The sequence below is a fragment of the Staphylococcus sp. MI 10-1553 genome, from assembly GCF_010365305.1.
Classification (GTDB): Bacteria; Bacillota; Bacilli; order Staphylococcales; family Staphylococcaceae; genus Staphylococcus.
This window is the reverse complement of the sequence record NZ_CP048279.1, coordinates 1,727,811-1,745,963: the sequence shown is the minus strand read 5'-3', so window position 1 is coordinate 1,745,963 and position 18,153 is coordinate 1,727,811. Positions and strand designations below refer to the sequence as shown.

18 protein-coding genes are annotated in these 18,153 nt (G+C 36.1%); 13 read left to right on the top strand and 5 right to left on the bottom strand.

The window, feature by feature from the left end:
• Positions 1 to 2 precede the first annotated feature (2 nt).
• The 3 genes from thrC (at position 3) to GZH82_RS08140 (ending at position 2,978) form a co-directional block, all read left to right on the top strand.
• Entirely contained in the window at positions 3 to 1,067 is a 1,065-nt protein-coding gene (gene thrC / locus GZH82_RS08150; protein WP_162682074.1) for a threonine synthase, read from the top strand.
• A complete protein-coding gene (thrB, locus tag GZH82_RS08145) occupies positions 1,067 to 1,984 on the top strand; it encodes a homoserine kinase (RefSeq protein WP_203232880.1) in 918 nt (305 codons plus the stop codon). Before thrC ends, thrB begins: the two co-directional genes overlap by 1 nt.
• Before the next feature lie 190 nt (positions 1,985 to 2,174).
• Positions 2,175 to 2,978, top strand: a complete 804-nt coding sequence (locus GZH82_RS08140) for a Cof-type HAD-IIB family hydrolase (RefSeq protein ID WP_162682072.1) — start codon at positions 2,175 to 2,177, stop codon at positions 2,976 to 2,978.
• A gap of 156 nt (positions 2,979 to 3,134) precedes the next feature.
• On the opposite strand, the gene GZH82_RS08135 is transcribed toward GZH82_RS08140, so the two are convergent.
• The 3 genes from GZH82_RS08135 to rpmG all read right to left on the bottom strand — a co-directional run bounded on the left by GZH82_RS08135 (position 3,135) and on the right by rpmG (position 5,578).
• On the bottom strand, positions 3,135 to 3,449 hold the full coding sequence (locus GZH82_RS08135; RefSeq protein ID WP_162682071.1) for a hypothetical protein: 315 nt from the start codon (positions 3,447 to 3,449) through the stop codon (positions 3,135 to 3,137).
• 174 nt (positions 3,450 to 3,623) lie between these two features.
• Positions 3,624 to 5,075 (bottom strand): amino acid permease, encoded by a 1,452-nt coding sequence (locus GZH82_RS08130; RefSeq protein WP_162682070.1) that lies wholly within the window; start codon positions 5,073 to 5,075, stop codon positions 3,624 to 3,626.
• Between the two features lie 353 nt (positions 5,076 to 5,428).
• On the bottom strand, positions 5,429 to 5,578 hold the full coding sequence (gene rpmG / locus GZH82_RS08125) for a 50S ribosomal protein L33 (protein ID WP_014613994.1): 150 nt from the start codon (positions 5,576 to 5,578) through the stop codon (positions 5,429 to 5,431).
• A 171-nt stretch (positions 5,579 to 5,749) separates the two neighbouring features.
• Here rpmG and rpsN point away from each other — a divergent pair, with 171 nt between their 5' ends.
• From rpsN to GZH82_RS08110, 3 genes are all read left to right on the top strand, one after another.
• On the top strand, positions 5,750 to 6,019 hold the full coding sequence (gene rpsN / locus GZH82_RS08120; protein WP_014613993.1) for a 30S ribosomal protein S14: 270 nt from the start codon (positions 5,750 to 5,752) through the stop codon (positions 6,017 to 6,019).
• Positions 6,020 to 6,099: 80 nt separating this feature from the next.
• Positions 6,100 to 7,077 carry a GMP reductase gene (gene guaC, locus GZH82_RS08115; protein ID WP_162682069.1) on the top strand — a complete coding sequence of 326 codons (978 nt, stop codon included), beginning with the start codon at positions 6,100 to 6,102 and terminating at the stop codon, positions 7,075 to 7,077.
• A 6-nt stretch (positions 7,078 to 7,083) separates the two neighbouring features.
• Positions 7,084 to 8,100 carry a CAP domain-containing protein gene (locus GZH82_RS08110; protein ID WP_203232879.1) on the top strand — a complete coding sequence of 339 codons (1,017 nt, stop codon included), beginning with the start codon at positions 7,084 to 7,086 and terminating at the stop codon, positions 8,098 to 8,100.
• A gap of 216 nt (positions 8,101 to 8,316) precedes the next feature.
• On the opposite strand, the gene lexA is transcribed toward GZH82_RS08110, so the two are convergent.
• Positions 8,317 to 8,940 carry a transcriptional repressor LexA gene (lexA, locus tag GZH82_RS08105; protein WP_162682067.1) on the bottom strand — a complete coding sequence of 208 codons (624 nt, stop codon included), beginning with the start codon at positions 8,938 to 8,940 and terminating at the stop codon, positions 8,317 to 8,319.
• Between the two features lie 144 nt (positions 8,941 to 9,084).
• Between lexA and sosA the strand changes: the two genes are divergently transcribed.
• The 7 genes from sosA to sbcC all read left to right on the top strand — a co-directional run bounded on the left by sosA (position 9,085) and on the right by sbcC (position 17,335).
• Positions 9,085 to 9,318 (top strand): DNA damage-induced cell division inhibitor SosA, encoded by a 234-nt coding sequence (gene sosA, locus GZH82_RS08100; RefSeq protein WP_096541314.1) that lies wholly within the window; start codon positions 9,085 to 9,087, stop codon positions 9,316 to 9,318.
• 271 nt (positions 9,319 to 9,589) lie between these two features.
• Positions 9,590 to 9,826: a DUF896 domain-containing protein gene (locus GZH82_RS08095; protein WP_162682066.1), complete on the top strand. Its 237-nt coding sequence runs from the start codon at positions 9,590 to 9,592 to the stop codon at positions 9,824 to 9,826.
• Positions 9,827 to 9,930: 104 nt separating this feature from the next.
• Positions 9,931 to 11,916: a transketolase gene (tkt, locus tag GZH82_RS08090; RefSeq protein ID WP_162682065.1), complete on the top strand. Its 1,986-nt coding sequence runs from the start codon at positions 9,931 to 9,933 to the stop codon at positions 11,914 to 11,916.
• Positions 11,917 to 12,073: 157 nt separating this feature from the next.
• On the top strand, positions 12,074 to 12,301 hold the full coding sequence (locus tag GZH82_RS08085) for a YneF family protein (protein ID WP_014613986.1): 228 nt from the start codon (positions 12,074 to 12,076) through the stop codon (positions 12,299 to 12,301).
• Between the two features lie 253 nt (positions 12,302 to 12,554).
• On the top strand, positions 12,555 to 13,022 hold the full coding sequence (locus tag GZH82_RS08080) for a CcdC family protein (protein WP_162682064.1): 468 nt from the start codon (positions 12,555 to 12,557) through the stop codon (positions 13,020 to 13,022).
• A 150-nt stretch (positions 13,023 to 13,172) separates the two neighbouring features.
• A complete protein-coding gene (sbcD, locus tag GZH82_RS08075; RefSeq protein WP_162683030.1) occupies positions 13,173 to 14,300 on the top strand; it encodes an exonuclease subunit SbcD in 1,128 nt (375 codons plus the stop codon).
• Between the two features lie 2 nt (positions 14,301 to 14,302).
• Positions 14,303 to 17,335 carry an exonuclease subunit SbcC gene (gene sbcC, locus GZH82_RS08070; RefSeq protein WP_162682063.1) on the top strand — a complete coding sequence of 1,011 codons (3,033 nt, stop codon included), beginning with the start codon at positions 14,303 to 14,305 and terminating at the stop codon, positions 17,333 to 17,335.
• 282 nt (positions 17,336 to 17,617) lie between these two features.
• Here sbcC and mscL read toward each other — a convergent pair whose 3' ends face one another.
• Positions 17,618 to 17,977 (bottom strand): large conductance mechanosensitive channel protein MscL, encoded by a 360-nt coding sequence (mscL, locus tag GZH82_RS08065; RefSeq protein ID WP_019166560.1) that lies wholly within the window; start codon positions 17,975 to 17,977, stop codon positions 17,618 to 17,620.
• Between the last annotated feature and the right edge of the window lie 176 nt (positions 17,978 to 18,153).

Sequence of the window (18,153 nt, the reverse complement as noted above, 5' to 3'; positions counted from 1 at the left end):
GTATGAAGTTATGGAAAGGTCTTGTTGAAGAGTACAAAGCATTTTTACCAGTTGATGAAAATACACCGAAAGTGACGTTAAATGAGGGGCACACACCACTCATTTATTGTGACACGATTTCAGAGATGTTAGGCATTGAACTTTATGTTAAATATGAAGGGGCCAATCCAACTGGTTCATTCAAAGATCGTGGGATGGTCATGGCCGTCACAAAAGCGAAAGAGCAAGGCAAGAAAATGGTCATCTGTGCCTCGACAGGGAATACATCGGCTTCTGCAGCGGCATATGCGGCGCGTGCAGGTTTGAAAGCGATTGTCGTCATTCCTGAAGGTAAGATTGCTTTAGGAAAGTTATCGCAAGCTGTCATGTATGGTGCTGAAATCATCTCTATTGAAGGAAACTTTGACGAAGCGCTAGAAATCGTTAAAGAAGTTGCTGAAGATGGAGAAATCGAATTAGTCAACTCAGTAAATCCATATCGTATTGAAGGTCAAAAAACGAGTGCTTTTGAAATTGTTGAGCAGTTAGAAGACAAAGCGCCAGATATTTTAGCTATCCCAGTAGGTAACGCTGGAAATATTACTGCATATTGGAAAGGCTTTAAAACGTATGAAGAAAAATATCAAACAGGCTTACCACATATGTTTGGATTCCAAGCGGCTGGTGCAGCACCTATCGTCAACAACCAAATCGTTAAAAACCCTGAAACAATAGCAACAGCGATTCGTATCGGTAATCCTGCAAGTTGGAAGCAAGCGATTCAAGCGATTGAAGAGTCTGACGGTTTGATTGAAGCGGTCACAGATGAAGAAATTTTAGAAGCGTATCAACTGATGACTTCTAAAGAGGGTATTTTTAGCGAACCCGCAAGTAATGCATCTATTGCCGGACTCATTAAATTACATCGCCAAGGAAAATTGCCTCAAGGTAAAAAAGTGGTTGCAGTTTTAACTGGAAATGGTTTAAAAGATCCAGATACGGCGATTGGTTTATTAGAAAATCCAATTCAAGCATTACCAAATCATAAAGAAAGTATCGTTCAATACATTAAGGATGCGTTAAAATGATAAAAAAACAACTACATTTAGAGATTCCGGCTTCAACAGCGAACTTAGGCTGTGGGTTTGATTCCATTGGTATGGCGCTGAATAAATTTTTACGCATTGACGCCCATATGATTGAGGGGGAAAAATGGCGTTTTATTCACAATGGCCCACATCTCGTTGGCTTGCCTGAAGACGAAACACATTACATTTATAAAATTGCGCAACAAGTCGCTGCTGAATATGATGTGACTTTGCCCGCGCTTGAAATTAACATGTATAGCGATATTCCATTAGCACGTGGCTTAGGTTCGTCTGCTTCAGCGTTAGTGGGGGCCTTATTTATCGCCAATTATTTTGGAGATATTGAGTTATCGCAGTACGAATTATTGCAATTGGCGACACAAATTGAAGGGCATCCAGATAATGTTGCACCAACGATCTATGGTGGCTTAGTCGTGGGCTATCATAACGCTGAAACAAAAGTGACAAGTATTGCGCATATTGAAGTGCCAGATGTTGACTTCATTATTTCCATACCCGAGTATGAGCTTGAAACAGTAGAGGCACGTAAAGTTCTACCTCACAGTATTACCCATCAAGATGCTGTTAAATATAGTGCAATTAGCAATACGATGATCAGTGCTTTCATTCAACATCATTACGAACTCGCTGGCCAGATGATGGAACAAGATGGGTTGCATGAACCGTATCGTCAACATTTGATTCGGGATTTTGAAGTGGTAAAACGAATTGCACACGAACATGGCGCATATGCGACCGTGATTTCCGGTGCTGGTCCAACAATTCTAACAATGATTAAAAAAGAAAACAGTGGGCCAACGGTACGTGCATTGCGTCAACATGTTGAAGATTGTCATTCTGAACTTGCGACTGTGAATACATCGGGTGTCGTATCGAAAGTGACACATCATTTTTAAGTCATTCATATCTTTCGGAAAGACTGGGGGACGTTCATGGTTTCCTAGTCTTTTTCCTGTTAATTGACATTCAGAATGAGGAAGAATGGTGTCAAAAAGCTTGATGTGCGCGCTTTGATTTAGGCTTCTATCATTTTGAATTTACTGCCGTTTAGTGTAAGATAAAATCAAATTGAAAGGAGTTTTGGAGATGAAACCAGATTTAGTCGTAATGGACATGGATGACACGTTAATGACTTCCGAAAACCGTGTCTCTGATAAAACAAAAGCATATTTATTGCTACTTCAAAAAAATGGCGTGAAAATCGCACTTGCCTCAGGTCGTCCAACAGCGGGGATGTTACCGACTGCAAAGGCATTAAAGATGGATGAATTTGGAAGTTATATTATGAGTTACAACGGGGCTCAAACGATTGAACTCTCTAGCGAAGAAGTCGTTTCGAAAAAAGTCATTAAAAAAGCAGAATTCGATAAAATTGTAGACTTTTGCCGTGAATATGAACTTTTTGTATTAACTTACCATGCTGATACGATTATTTATGAAGGCGAGCATGAATATATGAATATCGAATCAGAGTTGACAGGACTGCCAATGAAAAAAGTGGACGATATTAAAGACTATATTCAAGACGCTGTACCTAAAGTGATGGGTGTCGATTATGAAGAACATATTGCAGAACTGATTAAAAAAATGAATGGTGAATTTGACAACGAGGTTGATATGACAACAAGTAAGCCATTTTTCCTTGAATTTATGAGTAAAGGTGTATCTAAAGGAGAAGCGATAAAAAAATTAGCTAAACGTTTAGATTTAGACGTTAATAAAATGGTGGCATTCGGTGACAGTGCAAATGATATTGAAATGTTTAAAGTTGTCGGAAAAGCCGTTGCGATGGATAATGCGTCAGATGAAGTGAAATCTTATGCACATATGGTTACAAAAAGTCACGATGAAGAGGGTATTCCGTACGCGTTAGATCAAATATTGTCATAAACCATCCAATTAAAGCAAGAGGGAATCGTTGAACAATGTACGATTTCTACCTTGCTTTTTGTTTGTTCTTAAATCGTGTCAGGTGATGTTGTCATTTGAATATGTTTGGCAGTAAAAAAATGAAGCACTCCTAAACAGAGCACTTCAAATGATTAACTATTTCGCGGTATGCGTCCACTCATGTTTGCCGCGATGACGCTTAATATGTGCATATACTTGGTCTGCAGCATAATCTAAATTTGTGTACACAGTGATGGCAAATGCCGATTGAGACACTTCAAACTCGGTCTCCAAATACAACTCTTTTAAATGTTGAAATAAACTTTCCATTTGTTCATGAGTTAAGCTGCTGTACTCTCTTAACGTACGTTTCAACAAATTTCCGTTTTTCTCTTCTAAAACTTGTACCACAATGACAAAGCGTTCTTCAGTTTTTAAAACATCATCGAAAAGGTTTGTTTGTCCTATCATCACGTGCCCACCTTTACAATTTATTAATTTAATTATACATGAAATCGCAATATGTAGGAAATGGAATATACAAGTTTTTTTATTGAAATTCACACTTTCAAACGCGATGTCATCATAATGGAAGTAGGGAAGCTGAAAAAAAGAGCCCTACATAGAAGGCTCCTTAATTCTAGTCTACTCTCGATAAGATTCATGTTCACTTAAGTCAATCTTTTCAAGTGGGATGATACGTGTTTTATGAATCGATTTATGAACGATATAGACAAGTAATAAAATGAAAATAGGTAAAAAGTTTTGTGCTAATTTAGCTAAATCAAAATGAACAAATGCTTCTGCTGAACTACCAAAAATTAAGAATAGCAACGTTGCGATAACGATAATTGGTCCAACAGGGTAAAATGGCGCCTGATATGGTAACAATTGATTGATATCTTTATTTTGCTTTTTAATGGCACGTCGTAATCTGATTTGAGCAATAATACTTGACGCCCAAACAAATGTAACGAGGGCACCAATAATATTGAGTAAGCCCATGACACTTTGTGGATTAAAGTTTGCGTAAATCGTTACGGATGCAATGAAAATAAACGTTGTGTATAAAGCGCGTAATGGCAATTGTGAACGGGAATGAATTTGACCTAAAAATCTTGGTGCTTGTCCATCTTGACTTAATGAGAACAACATACGACTTGTTGTAAAGACACCTGAATTTGCAGCTGAAAGTAATGATGTTAAAATCACCGCGTTAATCACAGAAGCTGCAAAAGCGATACCGACTCTATCAAAAACAATCGTAAATGGACTTTGAGCGATTGAACCACTTTGATTGAGTAATGTTGGATCTGTATAAGCTAAAATGGCAGAAATCACCGCGATAGACAATACATAGAATAATAAAATTCGCCAAAAAACTTGCTTGATGGCACGTGGCATAGACGCTTTCGGATTATCTGATTCACCAGCTGTTACTGCAACGACCTCAGTCCCACCAACGGAAAAACCTGCAATTAATAAGACACTTAAGAACCCAGAAATGCCACCAACAAATGGTGCTTCACCAGTTGTAAAGTGTTTGAAACCGTAATAATGCCCTCCTAAAATACCGAAAATCATTAAAATACCTAATACGATGAAAATAATGATTGTGACGACTTTAATTAAAGAAAGCCAGAACTCAGCTTCACCAAACGCTTTGACGGTAAAGATGTTCACTAAAAATAATAATGCTAAAAAGATTAAACTCCATACAAGCGGTGAGAAGAAATGAAATGCATCCCAATAATTAATGACACTTGATGCAACGATAATATCAACACTTGTTACTAGAGACCAAATTGTCCAGTATAACCAGCCCATCGTAAAACCTAAAGATGGGTCTACAAAACGATTGGCATAACTACTAAATGCCCCAGACACAGGGTAAAAAGTTGCCATTTCTCCTATTGATGACATTAAAAAGTATAACATCACCCCGATAATCAAATAGGCAAGTATCGCGCCACCTGGACCAGCTTGAGCAATTACGCCGCCAGTTGCGACAAAGAGCCCTGTACCAATCGCGCCTCCAATGGCAATCATTGTAATATGCCTTGATTGGAGGCCTCTACTTAATTTTTTTTCTTCCATACATATCTTCTCCTCAACAATTAGCTTTCTATATATTTTACTTGTTAAGGGGATGAGTTTCAATAAAATTTTTCGACTTTAAAGCGATAAAATGTTTAGAGAATTAAAATAGGGTGTGGAAAATAGAAAATGTAAGTGAGAAATTTCATCATGATACAAAGCGCGTAAGCAGTTTTGTGGTCAATATGTAGAAAAGTTGTATGATGATAAGATAAATAAAAAAGTCAAATGATATTCGAATCATTTGACTTATGTCGTATTTTAATTATAAGCAAGGTGACGTGCTCGCTAATGCATTGATGCACTTGCGAAATAAGCGTCGCAAAATCAATGCCACTGATTGTTCACTATGATTATTTTGTTTCTCTGTGTAGAGTGTGTTTGTTTAATCTTGGGCAATACTTCATCATTTCAATACGCTCAGGATTAGTTCGTTTGTTTTTAGTTGTGATGTAGTTACGGTCACCACATTCAGTACATGCTAATGTTACATTTACGCGCATGACTAGTCCCTCCTTTTCAAATTGAAACTATTACGATTTATTATTTTAGCACGTGCAGGGCGTTTTGCCAACTCTTTTTTATTTTCACCAATTAAAGTCTTGCCAAGTAGAAGAAGCATGTGCTAATATATAAAACGAAATGATTACGATTTGTAAGGAGTGTTCATATATATGGCTAAAAAGTCGAAAATTGTAAAAGAGCAAAAAAGAGAAGCATTAGTCGCAAAATATGCTGAACTACGTAGAGAATTAAAAGCAAAAGGTGACTATGAAGCGTTAAGAAAATTACCAAGAGATTCTTCACCAACACGTTTAACACGCAGATGTAAAGTGACAGGTCGACCTCGTGGTGTGTTACGTAAATTTGAAATGTCTCGTATTGCATTTAGAGAACATGCACATAAAGGTCAAATTCCTGGCGTTAAAAAATCAAGTTGGTAAATCAATCCCCTCTTTATTTTACTTTGTTCCTTAAAGGTAGTATATTATCAAAGGAATAAAAAGATAAAGGGGCTTTTTTTATGAAAATTTTTGACTATGAAGATATCCAACTCATCCCGAATAAAAGTGTTGTGAAAAGCCGTTCAGAAATCGATACGTCTGTACAATTTGGACCGAAACGTTTTAAGTTGCCAGTTGTGCCTGCCAATATGCAAACAGTCATGAATGAATCTTTGGCTGAATGGTTTGCGCAAAATGATTACTTCTATATTATGCACCGATTTGAAGAAGAAGCGCGTTTACCATTTGTTAAAAAGATGCAAAGTAAAGGGTTATATGCTTCAATTTCTGTAGGTGTTAAACCAGGTGAATTTGAATTTATTGATGCATTGAAAGCTGAGAATCTTACACCAGAATATATTACAATTGATATTGCGCATGGACATTCAGATCAAGTGATTGAAATGATTCAATATATTAAGGAGCATTTACCTAAAGCGTTTGTAATTGCAGGTAATGTTGGTACACCAGAAGGCGTGAGAGAACTCGAAAATGCTGGCGCTGATGCAACGAAAGTCGGTATTGGTCCTGGGCGTGTCTGTATTACGAAAATTAAAACTGGATTTGGGACAGGCGGATGGCAATTAGCTGCGGTCAATCATTGTAGTAAAGCTGCCCGTAAACCTATTATTGCTGACGGTGGTATCCGTACACATGGTGACATTGCAAAATCAGTGCGTTTTGGTGCATCAATGGTCATGATTGGCTCCCTCTTTGCTGCTCATGAAGAATCACCTGGTGAAACAGTTGAAATAGAAGGTAAAAAATATAAAGAGTATTTTGGTAGTGCATCAGAATATCAAAAAGGCGAACGTAAAAATGTTGAAGGCAAAAAGATGTTTGTAGAACATAAAGGCTCACTTCAAGATACTCTTGTAGAGATGCAGGAAGATTTACAAAGTTCGATTTCATACGCAGGTGGTAAAGATGTAGATGCCTTAAGAAAAGTAGATTATGTCATCGTACGCAATTCTATCTTTAACGGAGATCGTGACTAAAAGGAGCTGTTCGTTATCAAAAAATTTCTCTCAATCACCGTTGTTGGTATCATTCTTTTATTACTCATACCACTTCAGCCGAATGAAACATTTTCTAAAATTGCTACATCGATTACACAACAAATCGATCAACTTGTAGAAGGTAAAACGAACGAACCAACACTTAAAAAGCCCAAATCACAAAATTTTGCAATTAGAAATATTCAGATGAACATGAGTCGTGATGAAGTCGAACAAAAACTGGGTCAACCTGAGTCAGAAATTGGTAATGAATACGGGACAAAATGGGAAGTTTATCATCAAGATTTTAGCAACTTTGTCATGGTTAGCTATATTGACAATAAGGTGCATGGTTTATATACCAATCAAAATATGGTTACATCAAAAAGTGGTGTGAAATACGGAACACCTAAAAAAGCGGTACGTAAAGAACTTGGTCAACCAATTGGAGGTATTCAAAAAGGCCGCACTATTTATGAAAATGACAATGATGAATACGATATTTTTGATAAAGACGGGATTTATACCACTGCATTTTATGATCAACATGAAAACAATCAATTAACAGGGTTGATGCAAATCAGTCATCAAATGGAAAACAGATTGAACAGTCAATATGCGGCACCTTCTCAATATTTACAAGAAAGTTTTGAGAAGGAAGATTATTATTTATTAAATGCTGAGAGAGTTCAAAAAGGATTGCAACCCCTTAACTATTCGGACAAATTAGCTGACACTGCACGCAAACATAGTACTGACATGGCTGAAAATCAATATTTTGACCATACTAATCTTAAAGGTGAATCACCATTTGATCGTATGGAAAAAGACGGCCATCAATATCAGACAGCAGCAGAAAACTTGGCATATGGTCAAACAAGTGCGATTTTTGCACACCATGGCTTAATGAATTCAAGTGGTCATCGTAAAAATATTTTGAATGAAAACGTCAAAACAATCGGTATTGGTGTAGATTTTAATGAGAAACGCCAACCGTATTGGACAGAAAATTATATTGGTTAATGTTTTGAATGGTAATTTTGGGGAATATCACTCATGGAAGTGATTCAAATGACATCAAAGCAGAATAATTCAAAGCAACAAAATACAGTGAATAAAAAGAAAACACCAGATGATATTTTAATACAAGTGAAAAAAATTCTGAATAAAAATTAGAAAGAGCGGACCTTACATTTAATTTGTAAGGTCCATTTTTTTGAAGGAGTGGTGGACGCAAGATTACATTTCTCTAAACAAGCCAATGACTTTACCTAATACTGTAACTTGTTCTAGATAAATAGGTTCTAAACTACTATTTTCTGGTTGTAAACGGTAACGATTTTTTTCTTTGTAGAAACGTTTTACAGTAGCTTCATCTTCTTCAGTCATTGCAACAATGATGTCACCGTTTTCAGCAATCGATTGACTTCTTACAATGACTTTATCTCCGTCTAGAATACCAGCTTCAATCATACTATCTCCCACAACGTTAAGGATAAAAATCTGACCGTTATGTGTTGATGTAAAATGTTCGGGTAACGGATAATACTCTTCAACATTTTCAATAGCAGAAATAGGTGTCCCTGCTGTAACTTTACCGATGACAGGTACATAGATTGTTTCTTCCATATTCACAGGTTCGCCCATCAATTCATTCACGATTTCTATAGCGCGGGGTTTGGTAGGGTCTCGTCGAATATAGCCCTTTTCTTCTAATCTTGACAAATGCCCATGTACAGTCGAACTTGAAGCTAATCCCACAGCCTCACCAATTTCACGAACACTCGGTGGATACCCTTTTGTTTGCACGACATGTTTAATAAATTCAAATATTTCACTTTGTCTTTTAGTTAATTCTCTCATTTTCCACACTCCTTCTCAGTACTATTTGTTGATATTATAACATACCACGCGAACGTTAACAAACGTTTGTTCGTTTTGGTGTTGACAGAGAACATTCGTTCTGTTAGATTATTAATACAAACAAACGTTCGAGGAGTGACGAAGATGCTTCACATTAAAAGTTCAGAGGTTTACTTGTTCTTGTCAGTGTTTATCATTTCTTTAATCTTATTTTTATCATTCTTTTTACTCGCCACTGATGCAAGCAAAACAGAACAAACGTACGAAATGACAGATCATCAACTTAAAACGACACAAACAGAACAACAACAAAAATACGAACAGCAGCGCAATCATACAAACGAACAGTCCGTTGTAGCCGTGACGCTGAGTCATTAAATAACCAATACAAAGACCATAGAGAGAAAAAGGTTCAGGTCATCTTCTCTATGGTCTTTTCTAGTTTCTTGTTTAAATATATGTGAATGGATTAAACGACACGAGATGGTCTTTTTAGTAGATGAAATGAAATGCTATACGACAAAAAAGTGTTAGAACAGAAAAACGTTCAAACCATGATAACGCTTACTTTTATGCCAAGTTCAAGCATTTGGTTTTATAACATTTTTCTGTTATATTTTTGTAAAGAAAATCACGGAGGGGAGCTCATATGCTTAGTAAAGAAAAGTTAAATCGAATCAATGAACTCGCAAATAAGAAAAAAAGTGAAGGACTTACTGAAACGGAAGCAAAAGAACAATCTCAATTAAGAAGTGAGTATTTAGAAGTGTTTAGAAGCAGTTTTAAAAGCCAAATCGAAAATACAAAAGTGATTGATCCAAATGGCAATGACGTAACGCCTGAAAAATTAAAAGAAGTTCAAAAGCAAAATCAATTACGTAGTTAGTATTTTTGAATATAATGGATAACGCGGTACCATTTATTAGGTTTCGAACACTGTTTCGGTTATAATGTAATTATGATATGGAATGAGAAAGGAAGGATTTTCAAATGACTCAACGAAATGATAGCTTAGCTATAAATACAATACGTGGATTAAGTATTGACGCTATTGAGAAAGCAAATTCAGGTCACCCTGGTTTACCAATGGGGGCAGCACCAATGGCATATACTTTATGGACACGCCATTTAAACTTTAATCCAAATTCACATGAATATTTCAACAGAGACCGCTTTATCTTATCAGCAGGTCATGGATCAGCATTACTTTATAGTTTATTACATGTGTCTGGTTCACTTGAACTTGATGAGTTAAAACAATTTAGACAATGGGATTCTAAAACGCCTGGACATCCAGAATATCACCATACAAAAGGTGTAGAAATTACGACTGGACCACTTGGACAAGGTTTTGCAATGTCAGTAGGTATGGCAATGGCTGAAAAACATTTAGCTGCTAAATTTAACAAAGATATCGATGTTGTCGATCACTACACTTATGTATTGGCATCTGATGGTGACTTAATGGAAGGTATTTCACATGAAGCAGCTTCACTTGCAGGTCACTTAAAATTAGACAAATTGATTACACTTTACGATTCAAACGATATTTCTCTAGACGGGGAAGCTTCAAAAGCATTCTCTGAAGATATTAAAAAACGTTTTGAAGCTTATGGTTGGAACCACATTCTTGTTAAAGATGGTAACGACATCGAAGCTATTGATAAGGCGATTGAAGAAGCTAAAGGTCAAGCAGGTCCAACAATCATTGAAGTGAAAACAATCATTGGTTACGGTTCACCTAACAAATCTAACAGTAACGCGTCACATGGTGCGCCATTAGGTGAAGAAGAACGTAACTTAACATTCGAAAGTTATAACCTTGATCCATCTAAACACTTCCATGTTGAAGATGAAGTTTATGACATTTTCAATTCAACAATGATTCAACGTGCTGATGAAAATGAAAAAGCATGGAAAGAAAAAGTAGAACAATATGCTAAGAAATACCCTGAATTATATAAAGAGTTCAAAGATGCTATAGCAGGTGAATTACCTGAAGGCTATGAAAATGAACTTCCTAAATTTGAACTTGGTCACAAAGGGGCTTCTCGTGCAGACTCTGGTGATGTGATTCAAGCTTTAAGTAAAGCAGTACCAACATTATTTGGTGGTTCAGCTGACTTAGCTTCATCAAACAAATCAAATGTTAAAAACGAAACTGACTTCTCTGCTGAAAATGGCGTCGGTAAAAACGTATGGTTCGGTGTACGTGAATTCGCAATGGCAGCAACTGTTAACGGTATGGCTGCACACGGTGGTTTACACCCATATGGTGCGACATTCTTCGTATTCAGTGACTATTTAAAACCAGCATTACGTTTAGCAGCAATCATGGGCTTACGTTCAACATTCGTGTTCACACATGATTCAATTGCTGTAGGTGAAGATGGCCCTACTCACGAACCAATCGAACAATTAGCTGGTTTAAGAGCGATTCCTAACTTAAACGTAATTCGTCCAGCTGATGGTAACGAAACACGTGTAGCATGGAAAGTAGCTGTTGAATCAAACGGTACACCAACTGCATTAGTATTAACACGTCAAGGTTTACCTGTATTAGATGTAGAAGAATCAACAGTTGAAGAAGGCGTAAGAAAAGGTGCTTACATTGTATTCGAAACTGAAAAATCTCCAGAATATGTTTTATTAGCATCTGGTTCAGAAGTAAGCTTAACAGTAGACGTCGCTAAAGCGCTTGAAGAACAAGGTAAAGGTGTACGTGTCGTTTCAATGCCAAACTGGAACGCATTTGAAAATCAATCAAAAGCATACCAAGATGAAATTTTATTACCACATGTTGAAAAACGTGCAGCTGTTGAAATGGCAGCTTCATTAGGTTGGCATAAATATGTTGGTATGAACGGTGTGGTTGTAGGTATCGACCGTTACGGTGCAAGTGCGCCTGGCGACTTAGTTGTTGAGAAATACGGCTTCACTAAAGAAAATGTTTTAGCAGAAATTGAAAAATTATAATTTCCTCTAAAATATTGTCAAATATAGAGTCGAGCTCGATTAGTCGATTTTGAGCTCGGCTTTTCTTTTTGGATTTGGTATAAATTTGTCTTCCATATCTTGAAAAGCATACATAATTTTAGTAAAATGCAAAAGGATAAAGAAAGTGGGTGAAACTATGGCTACATGGTTAGCAATTTTATTAATTGTTATTGCACTTATCGGTGGATTAGTTGGAGGTTTTTTCTTAGCGCGTAAATATATGATGGATTATTTAAAGAAAAACCCACCAATCAATGAAGAAATGTTACGCATGATGATGATGCAGATGGGACAAAAACCATCTCAAAAGAAAATTAATCAAATGATGACAATGATGAACAAAAACATGGATAAAAAAATGTAATGTTCTTTAACGTTAACGATAGCAAGGATTTGTGCTGGAAATAGAAAAGCGCACATCCTTGCTATTTTTGCTTTTGGAATGAATTTGGGACAAAATATTTTTGAAGTCATCAGTTAAAGTATACTTTTCACTTTGGTAAACTGTTGAAAATATTTATTTCCCATTTCAAAACGACAAGTATAGACCATTACTCATTTTAGTTGTCATATGATATACTTATTGGTATCTTTGGATGATGTTAGGAGGAGCAGCGTTGACATATTTAGTTTTATCCATACTCGTTGCGTTTGTAATGGGTGCAGGTGTCATTGTCATTAGAATGAAGGCGCAAAAATATCCAGTAAATACAAAGAAAATTATTTTGCCTCCTTTCTTTATGGCTACGGGTGCACTGATGTATGTCATCCCTTACTTTAGATTAACTGGTTTTGAAATCATAGAATCAGTCGTTTTAGGGGTTGTTTTTTCAAGTGTACTCATCATGACCTCTCATTTTGAAGTCAAAGGTAGCCAAATTTATTTAAAAAAATCTAAAGCATTCCCATTTGTGTTAGTCACGCTATTACTGATTCGTACAGTACTGAAAGTCTTTTTAGGCAATTCTGTAGACCCTGGGGAGTTAGCAGGGATGTTCTTCTTGCTAGCGTTTAGTATGCTTGTACCTTGGCGACTTGCGATGCTTTATCGATATAAAAAAATCAAAAATCAAATTGTCGCATAATGAGTATGTTATTGACCTTTGCAGTGATGGTGCTGCGAGGTCTTTTTCTATAGTTACGGCAAGTGCAAAATGATGATAAAAAGCGCCGTCAGTCACTTGAAATGAACTGAAGCATGCTATAAAATAGAATCGAACATTTGTTCTGAGGTGATGAAATTGAAATTAATACATACGGCCGATTGGCATTTAGGCAAAGTTTTAAATGGTCATTCGTTTTTGGAAGATCAGCAATACGTCTTACAACAATTGTTTGAGGTCCTTGAACGTGAACAACCGGATGCGCTCATTATTGCAGGAGATATTTATGATACGGCTTATCCAAGTAAATACGTGATTCAACTGATGGAAGAAACGATTGCGAAAATTAATTTAGACATGCAAATTCCTATAGTGATGATTAATGGCAATCACGATGGTAAAGAACGTTTGCGCTACGGTGCCTCCTGGTTTCGACATAATCAACTTTATATTACTACGGAAATTGAACAATTTTTTGAGCCAGTTGTTTTCGGGAACGTGGCCGTGTATACCCTGCCATTTTTTACATTATCTGAAGCACGTGAGTATTTAGAAGTGTCTGTAGAATATTACGAAGAGGCTGTGAAAAAATTAGTCGATCAATTACGTCCACAGTTAAATCCTGCTATGACGAATATTTTAGTGGGGCATTTTACACTTACAGGTGCGCCAAAAAGTGATTCAGAACGTGACATTACGATAGGCACTATTGAAGCGGTATCACCACAATTTTTATTAGATTTTGATGCAGTCATGCTTGGACATATTCATCATCCTTTTGCGAGTCAGTATCAAAATGTCGTGTATAGTGGTTCGCTGTTGCAATACTCATTTTCTGAAGTGCAACAAGCTAAAGGGGTTCGTCTATTTCACATTGAATCCGATCAAGAGATGCGACAAAGTTTTATCCCGTTAAAGCCAGCTCGTGAGTTAGAAGTCGTGGAAGCAAGTTTTGATGATATTATGAATGGCCGTTTTAAGCGTAAAAATGATGACAGTTATTTTCATTTTAATGTTGAACAATTAACGCACGTCAAAGATCCTATGCAAAAGTTGAAACAAATTTATCCGAACACACTGTCTTTAACACAACAAACGCAACCGTCATCTTATCAGTCTAAAGTACTGACAGATGTTAAAAAGTTGTCACCATTAGATATCGTGAGTCAATTTTATTCTGAAATGACGACCGATACACTATCAGAAACGCAAAAAAGTAATGTAGTACAGTTGTTAGAAACGATGAATGAGGAGGAATAATCATGAAACCATTAAAATTGCACCTTCAAAATTTCGGCCCATTTTTAGATGAGACGATTGATTTCTCCCGTATCCCATCCAATCAACTGTTTTTGATTAGTGGTAAGACAGGTTCTGGTAAAACGATGATTTTTGATGGTATTGTGTATGCATTGTATGGGCGTGCGTCCACAGAAAAAAGAGAAGTCAAGCATTTAAGAAGTCATTTTGCAGACGCTACCCAACCTTTAACCGTCACATTTGAATTTGAAATAGCTGGCAGATTGTATAAAGTCGTTCGTGAAGCATCATTTTTAAAACCTGGCAATAAAAATGAAACGAAACCGAAGCTTGAAGTGTACCGACATGATGCAGGGCGTTATGAACTGATAGAAAGTACGATTCAAGCAGGGGAACGCTTTATTTTAGAACTTCTTAAACTAAAGCAAAATCAGTTTAGACAGCTGTTCGTATTGCCTCAAGGTGAGTTTAAAGAATTTTTAGTTTCAAATAGTACAGATAAGCAAACAATTTTAAGAACGCTCTTTAATACGCAATTATACGATATGTTAAAAAATCGACTCACTGATAAAACGAAAAACATGAAAATTGAAATAGATCAAATCTATACCAAAATACAAAGTGCTTGGGACGAATTGTATACACTAGACCATCCTGGTTTGTTACAGGAAAAAGGACGCAAAAGTGAACAGTATGATTTGATGATGGCAGCATTACCTCAATTTGAAACAATTGCAGAACAACAAGTTTCAGAAGTGCAACAAGAAAAATTAAAGGTAGAAAAAGCTTTAAACAGTGTGAATGAAGCAGTAGATCGTCAAATTTTACGCCAACAATTATCTGAACAACAGCAACAATTGAAGATAAAACTTGGGCAATTTGAAGTACGTCAAGCACATATTCAGCAACTTGAACAGCAATTAAAGTTAATGAATGAAAGTAAAATGGTGCTTAAAATGTATCAAAACCTTCAAGAAATAGAAGCGACATTAAAGCAGCAACAAAAAGAGCATGAACAACTTCAAAATGAAAACGAAAAATTAGAAACACAACAGATTGAACAGCAAAAAGCACTTGAAACGCATTTATTACAAGAAGATGAGATGAGCCAAAAAGCACACTATCTTGAGCGTACACGTCATTTTTATCAAGAGTGTGATCAACTGAAAGAAAAATATGCACGTATGACAAGTATTAAGCAAACGATGCAAAAGTTAGCGGAACATAATGAAGAAGCAATGCAAAAACTTGAAGCGATTGATAAGGACGATTTAGAACGTCAGGCTGATTATGAACAAAAATCACAATTACAATCTGAACAGGCAGTGATAGTAGAAAAAATTGCGACATTACGAATCGCACAAAATCATGCAACCATTCAAGCACGTCAACAGCAACAGCTTCAAAACTACACTGAGGAATTAAATCGAATCAATGCGGAGATCGCTCAAAAGCAGGCGAATATTCAAGTCATATCAGAAAATGAACAACAGTTGTTGAACCATGAACAAGCTGTTATGACATTACGTGCGACTATAAGCAAAAATGATCCGTGTCCGGTATGTGGGCAAACGGTGCATCATCTTGAAACAGATGCTGATATAGAGCAAATTAAAAGAATTCAACAAAAAAATCGTACCATTGAGCAAACCCTTGAAACGCTCAAAGAACAAAAGATTAAATGTGATGCAAATATCACGCACACGAAAGCACGGCTTGTTGAAATGGGTGAAGCCGATTTTAATGAAGAACACCTCAAGAAGGCAGAAGCGGAACAACGCGACATAAAACAAAAACTAGAGGCCATCGATAAAGAAAATTCACGCATTGCAGCAATCCAAGAAGAAGTTGGCCGTATTCATCAAGTGATAGATGAAAATAAGCAACAAATACAATTGTTAAAGAAAGAACAAGAATACATTCAAGAGCGTATGGACAGATTTATAGCTGAAACCGAATATGAGGATATTGAGACGTTCAAAACAGCCTTTGCCAAATTGAAATCAGTTGTTGATCAATTTAATCAAGATAAGACAACATTAACTGAACGATGTGATCAACTTGCAACAAAGTTAAAAGAACAACAATATGAGATACAATTGCGCGCACATCAAATTTCTGAACGTACGAAGCAAGTGCAAACTTTGAATGCCGATATTGATGAAGCATTGAAAGCATTAAACATTCAAAATCGTGAAACATTATTCGATATTTTACAAGACAGTGTCCATAAAGAAGCGTACGAACAAGAAGTGAAAATGTATTATCAAGAAAAACAGACGGTAGAACTTAAAATACAAGATGTCTCTCAGCAACTTTCAACAATCACCGTTGAAGATTTAGATGTTTTAAAAGTGAAACAACAGCAACAACGTGAAGCTTTTGAAGATGTCCAAAGACGTTATAATGAATATGCATTTCAAGCGACACAAAATCAAAAGACAGCGCAAAAAATTAAAGATGAAGTGACTTATTTAAAAAACACATTGAATGAACAAATCGAATTATTCCAACTTGCTGAAATTTTGAGTGGCAAAAATGCACATAACCTAACGTTAGAAAATTACGTTTTAATGCATTATTTAGAACAGATTTTGTTGAAAGCGAATCAACGACTACTCAGTATGACGGGTCAACGTTATGAATTAGTGAGAAATGAGAAAAAAGGAAGAGGTTTTAGTGGTCTAGAGATTGAGGTGTTTGATTACTATTCTAACCAAGCGCGTCACATTACATCATTGTCTGGTGGTGAAACGTTCCAAGCCTCTCTTGCGTTGGCGTTAGGATTAAGTGAAGTCGTTCAAAGCGAACATGGGGGCATTGCTTTAGATGCAATGTTTATTGATGAAGGATTTGGTACACTTGATCAAGAAACGCTAGAAACAGCCCTCGATACTTTAATTCAATTGCAATCGAGTGGCCGATTAGTCGGTATTATTTCGCACGTTTCAGAATTAAAAAATCGAATTCCCATTATTTTAGAAGTTGTCTCTAAAAACTACCAAAGTACAACGCATTTAAAGAGTAATGAATAAATGATGATGCGCTTTATTGAGATGTAACCAGTTTTACTATGTATTTTCACTAACAAAAAACGGTGATGAATAAGGGGATTGCGTCTATTTTCTCCGTACGCACATGAAAATGCCACCAATATTTTGTATTCAAAGGTGTTGGTGGCAGTTTTCATTAATACTTTAGAAATTTTGTTCGTGTCGCTAACTTAAAAATATAGGCGAGATTTCAGTTTCAAACTACCATTGGATATAAAAAAGAAGCTGAGAAAAATAAATGACACAGCCTCACTTTAGCACTGATTATTTACTGTCTTTACGTAATAAATCACGAATTTCAGTTAATAATACAATATTTTCTTCTACGACAACTTCTTCTTCTTTAGGTTTCACAACCGTATTGGCGATTTTAACGAAAATGAATAATGCAAATGCAATAATAATAAAGTCGATGATAGATTGAATAAAAATACCATATTTAATGCCATACATTGACCAGTTTTTCGCAAAGTCAACTTCGCCAAATAATAAACCGATTAATGGCATGATGATGTTTTCAACTAAAGATGTAACAATTTTATTAAAAGCGGCCCCCATGACAACAGCGATTGCTAGGTCAAGCACGTTACCTTTCAAAGCAAAGTCTTTGAATTCTTGTAGCATGTCCAATTCACCTCTACTCGCAAAATTTTTGAATAACAAAAACGATTATACACTAAAGCATAATTATTGCAATACAAAATTTTCGTAAAAATCCATACATTTCTCAGCACATTGATTATATGATAATGTTTTGTTATGGTATATATGTCGATTGCACTTTTAATTTAATTATTGAG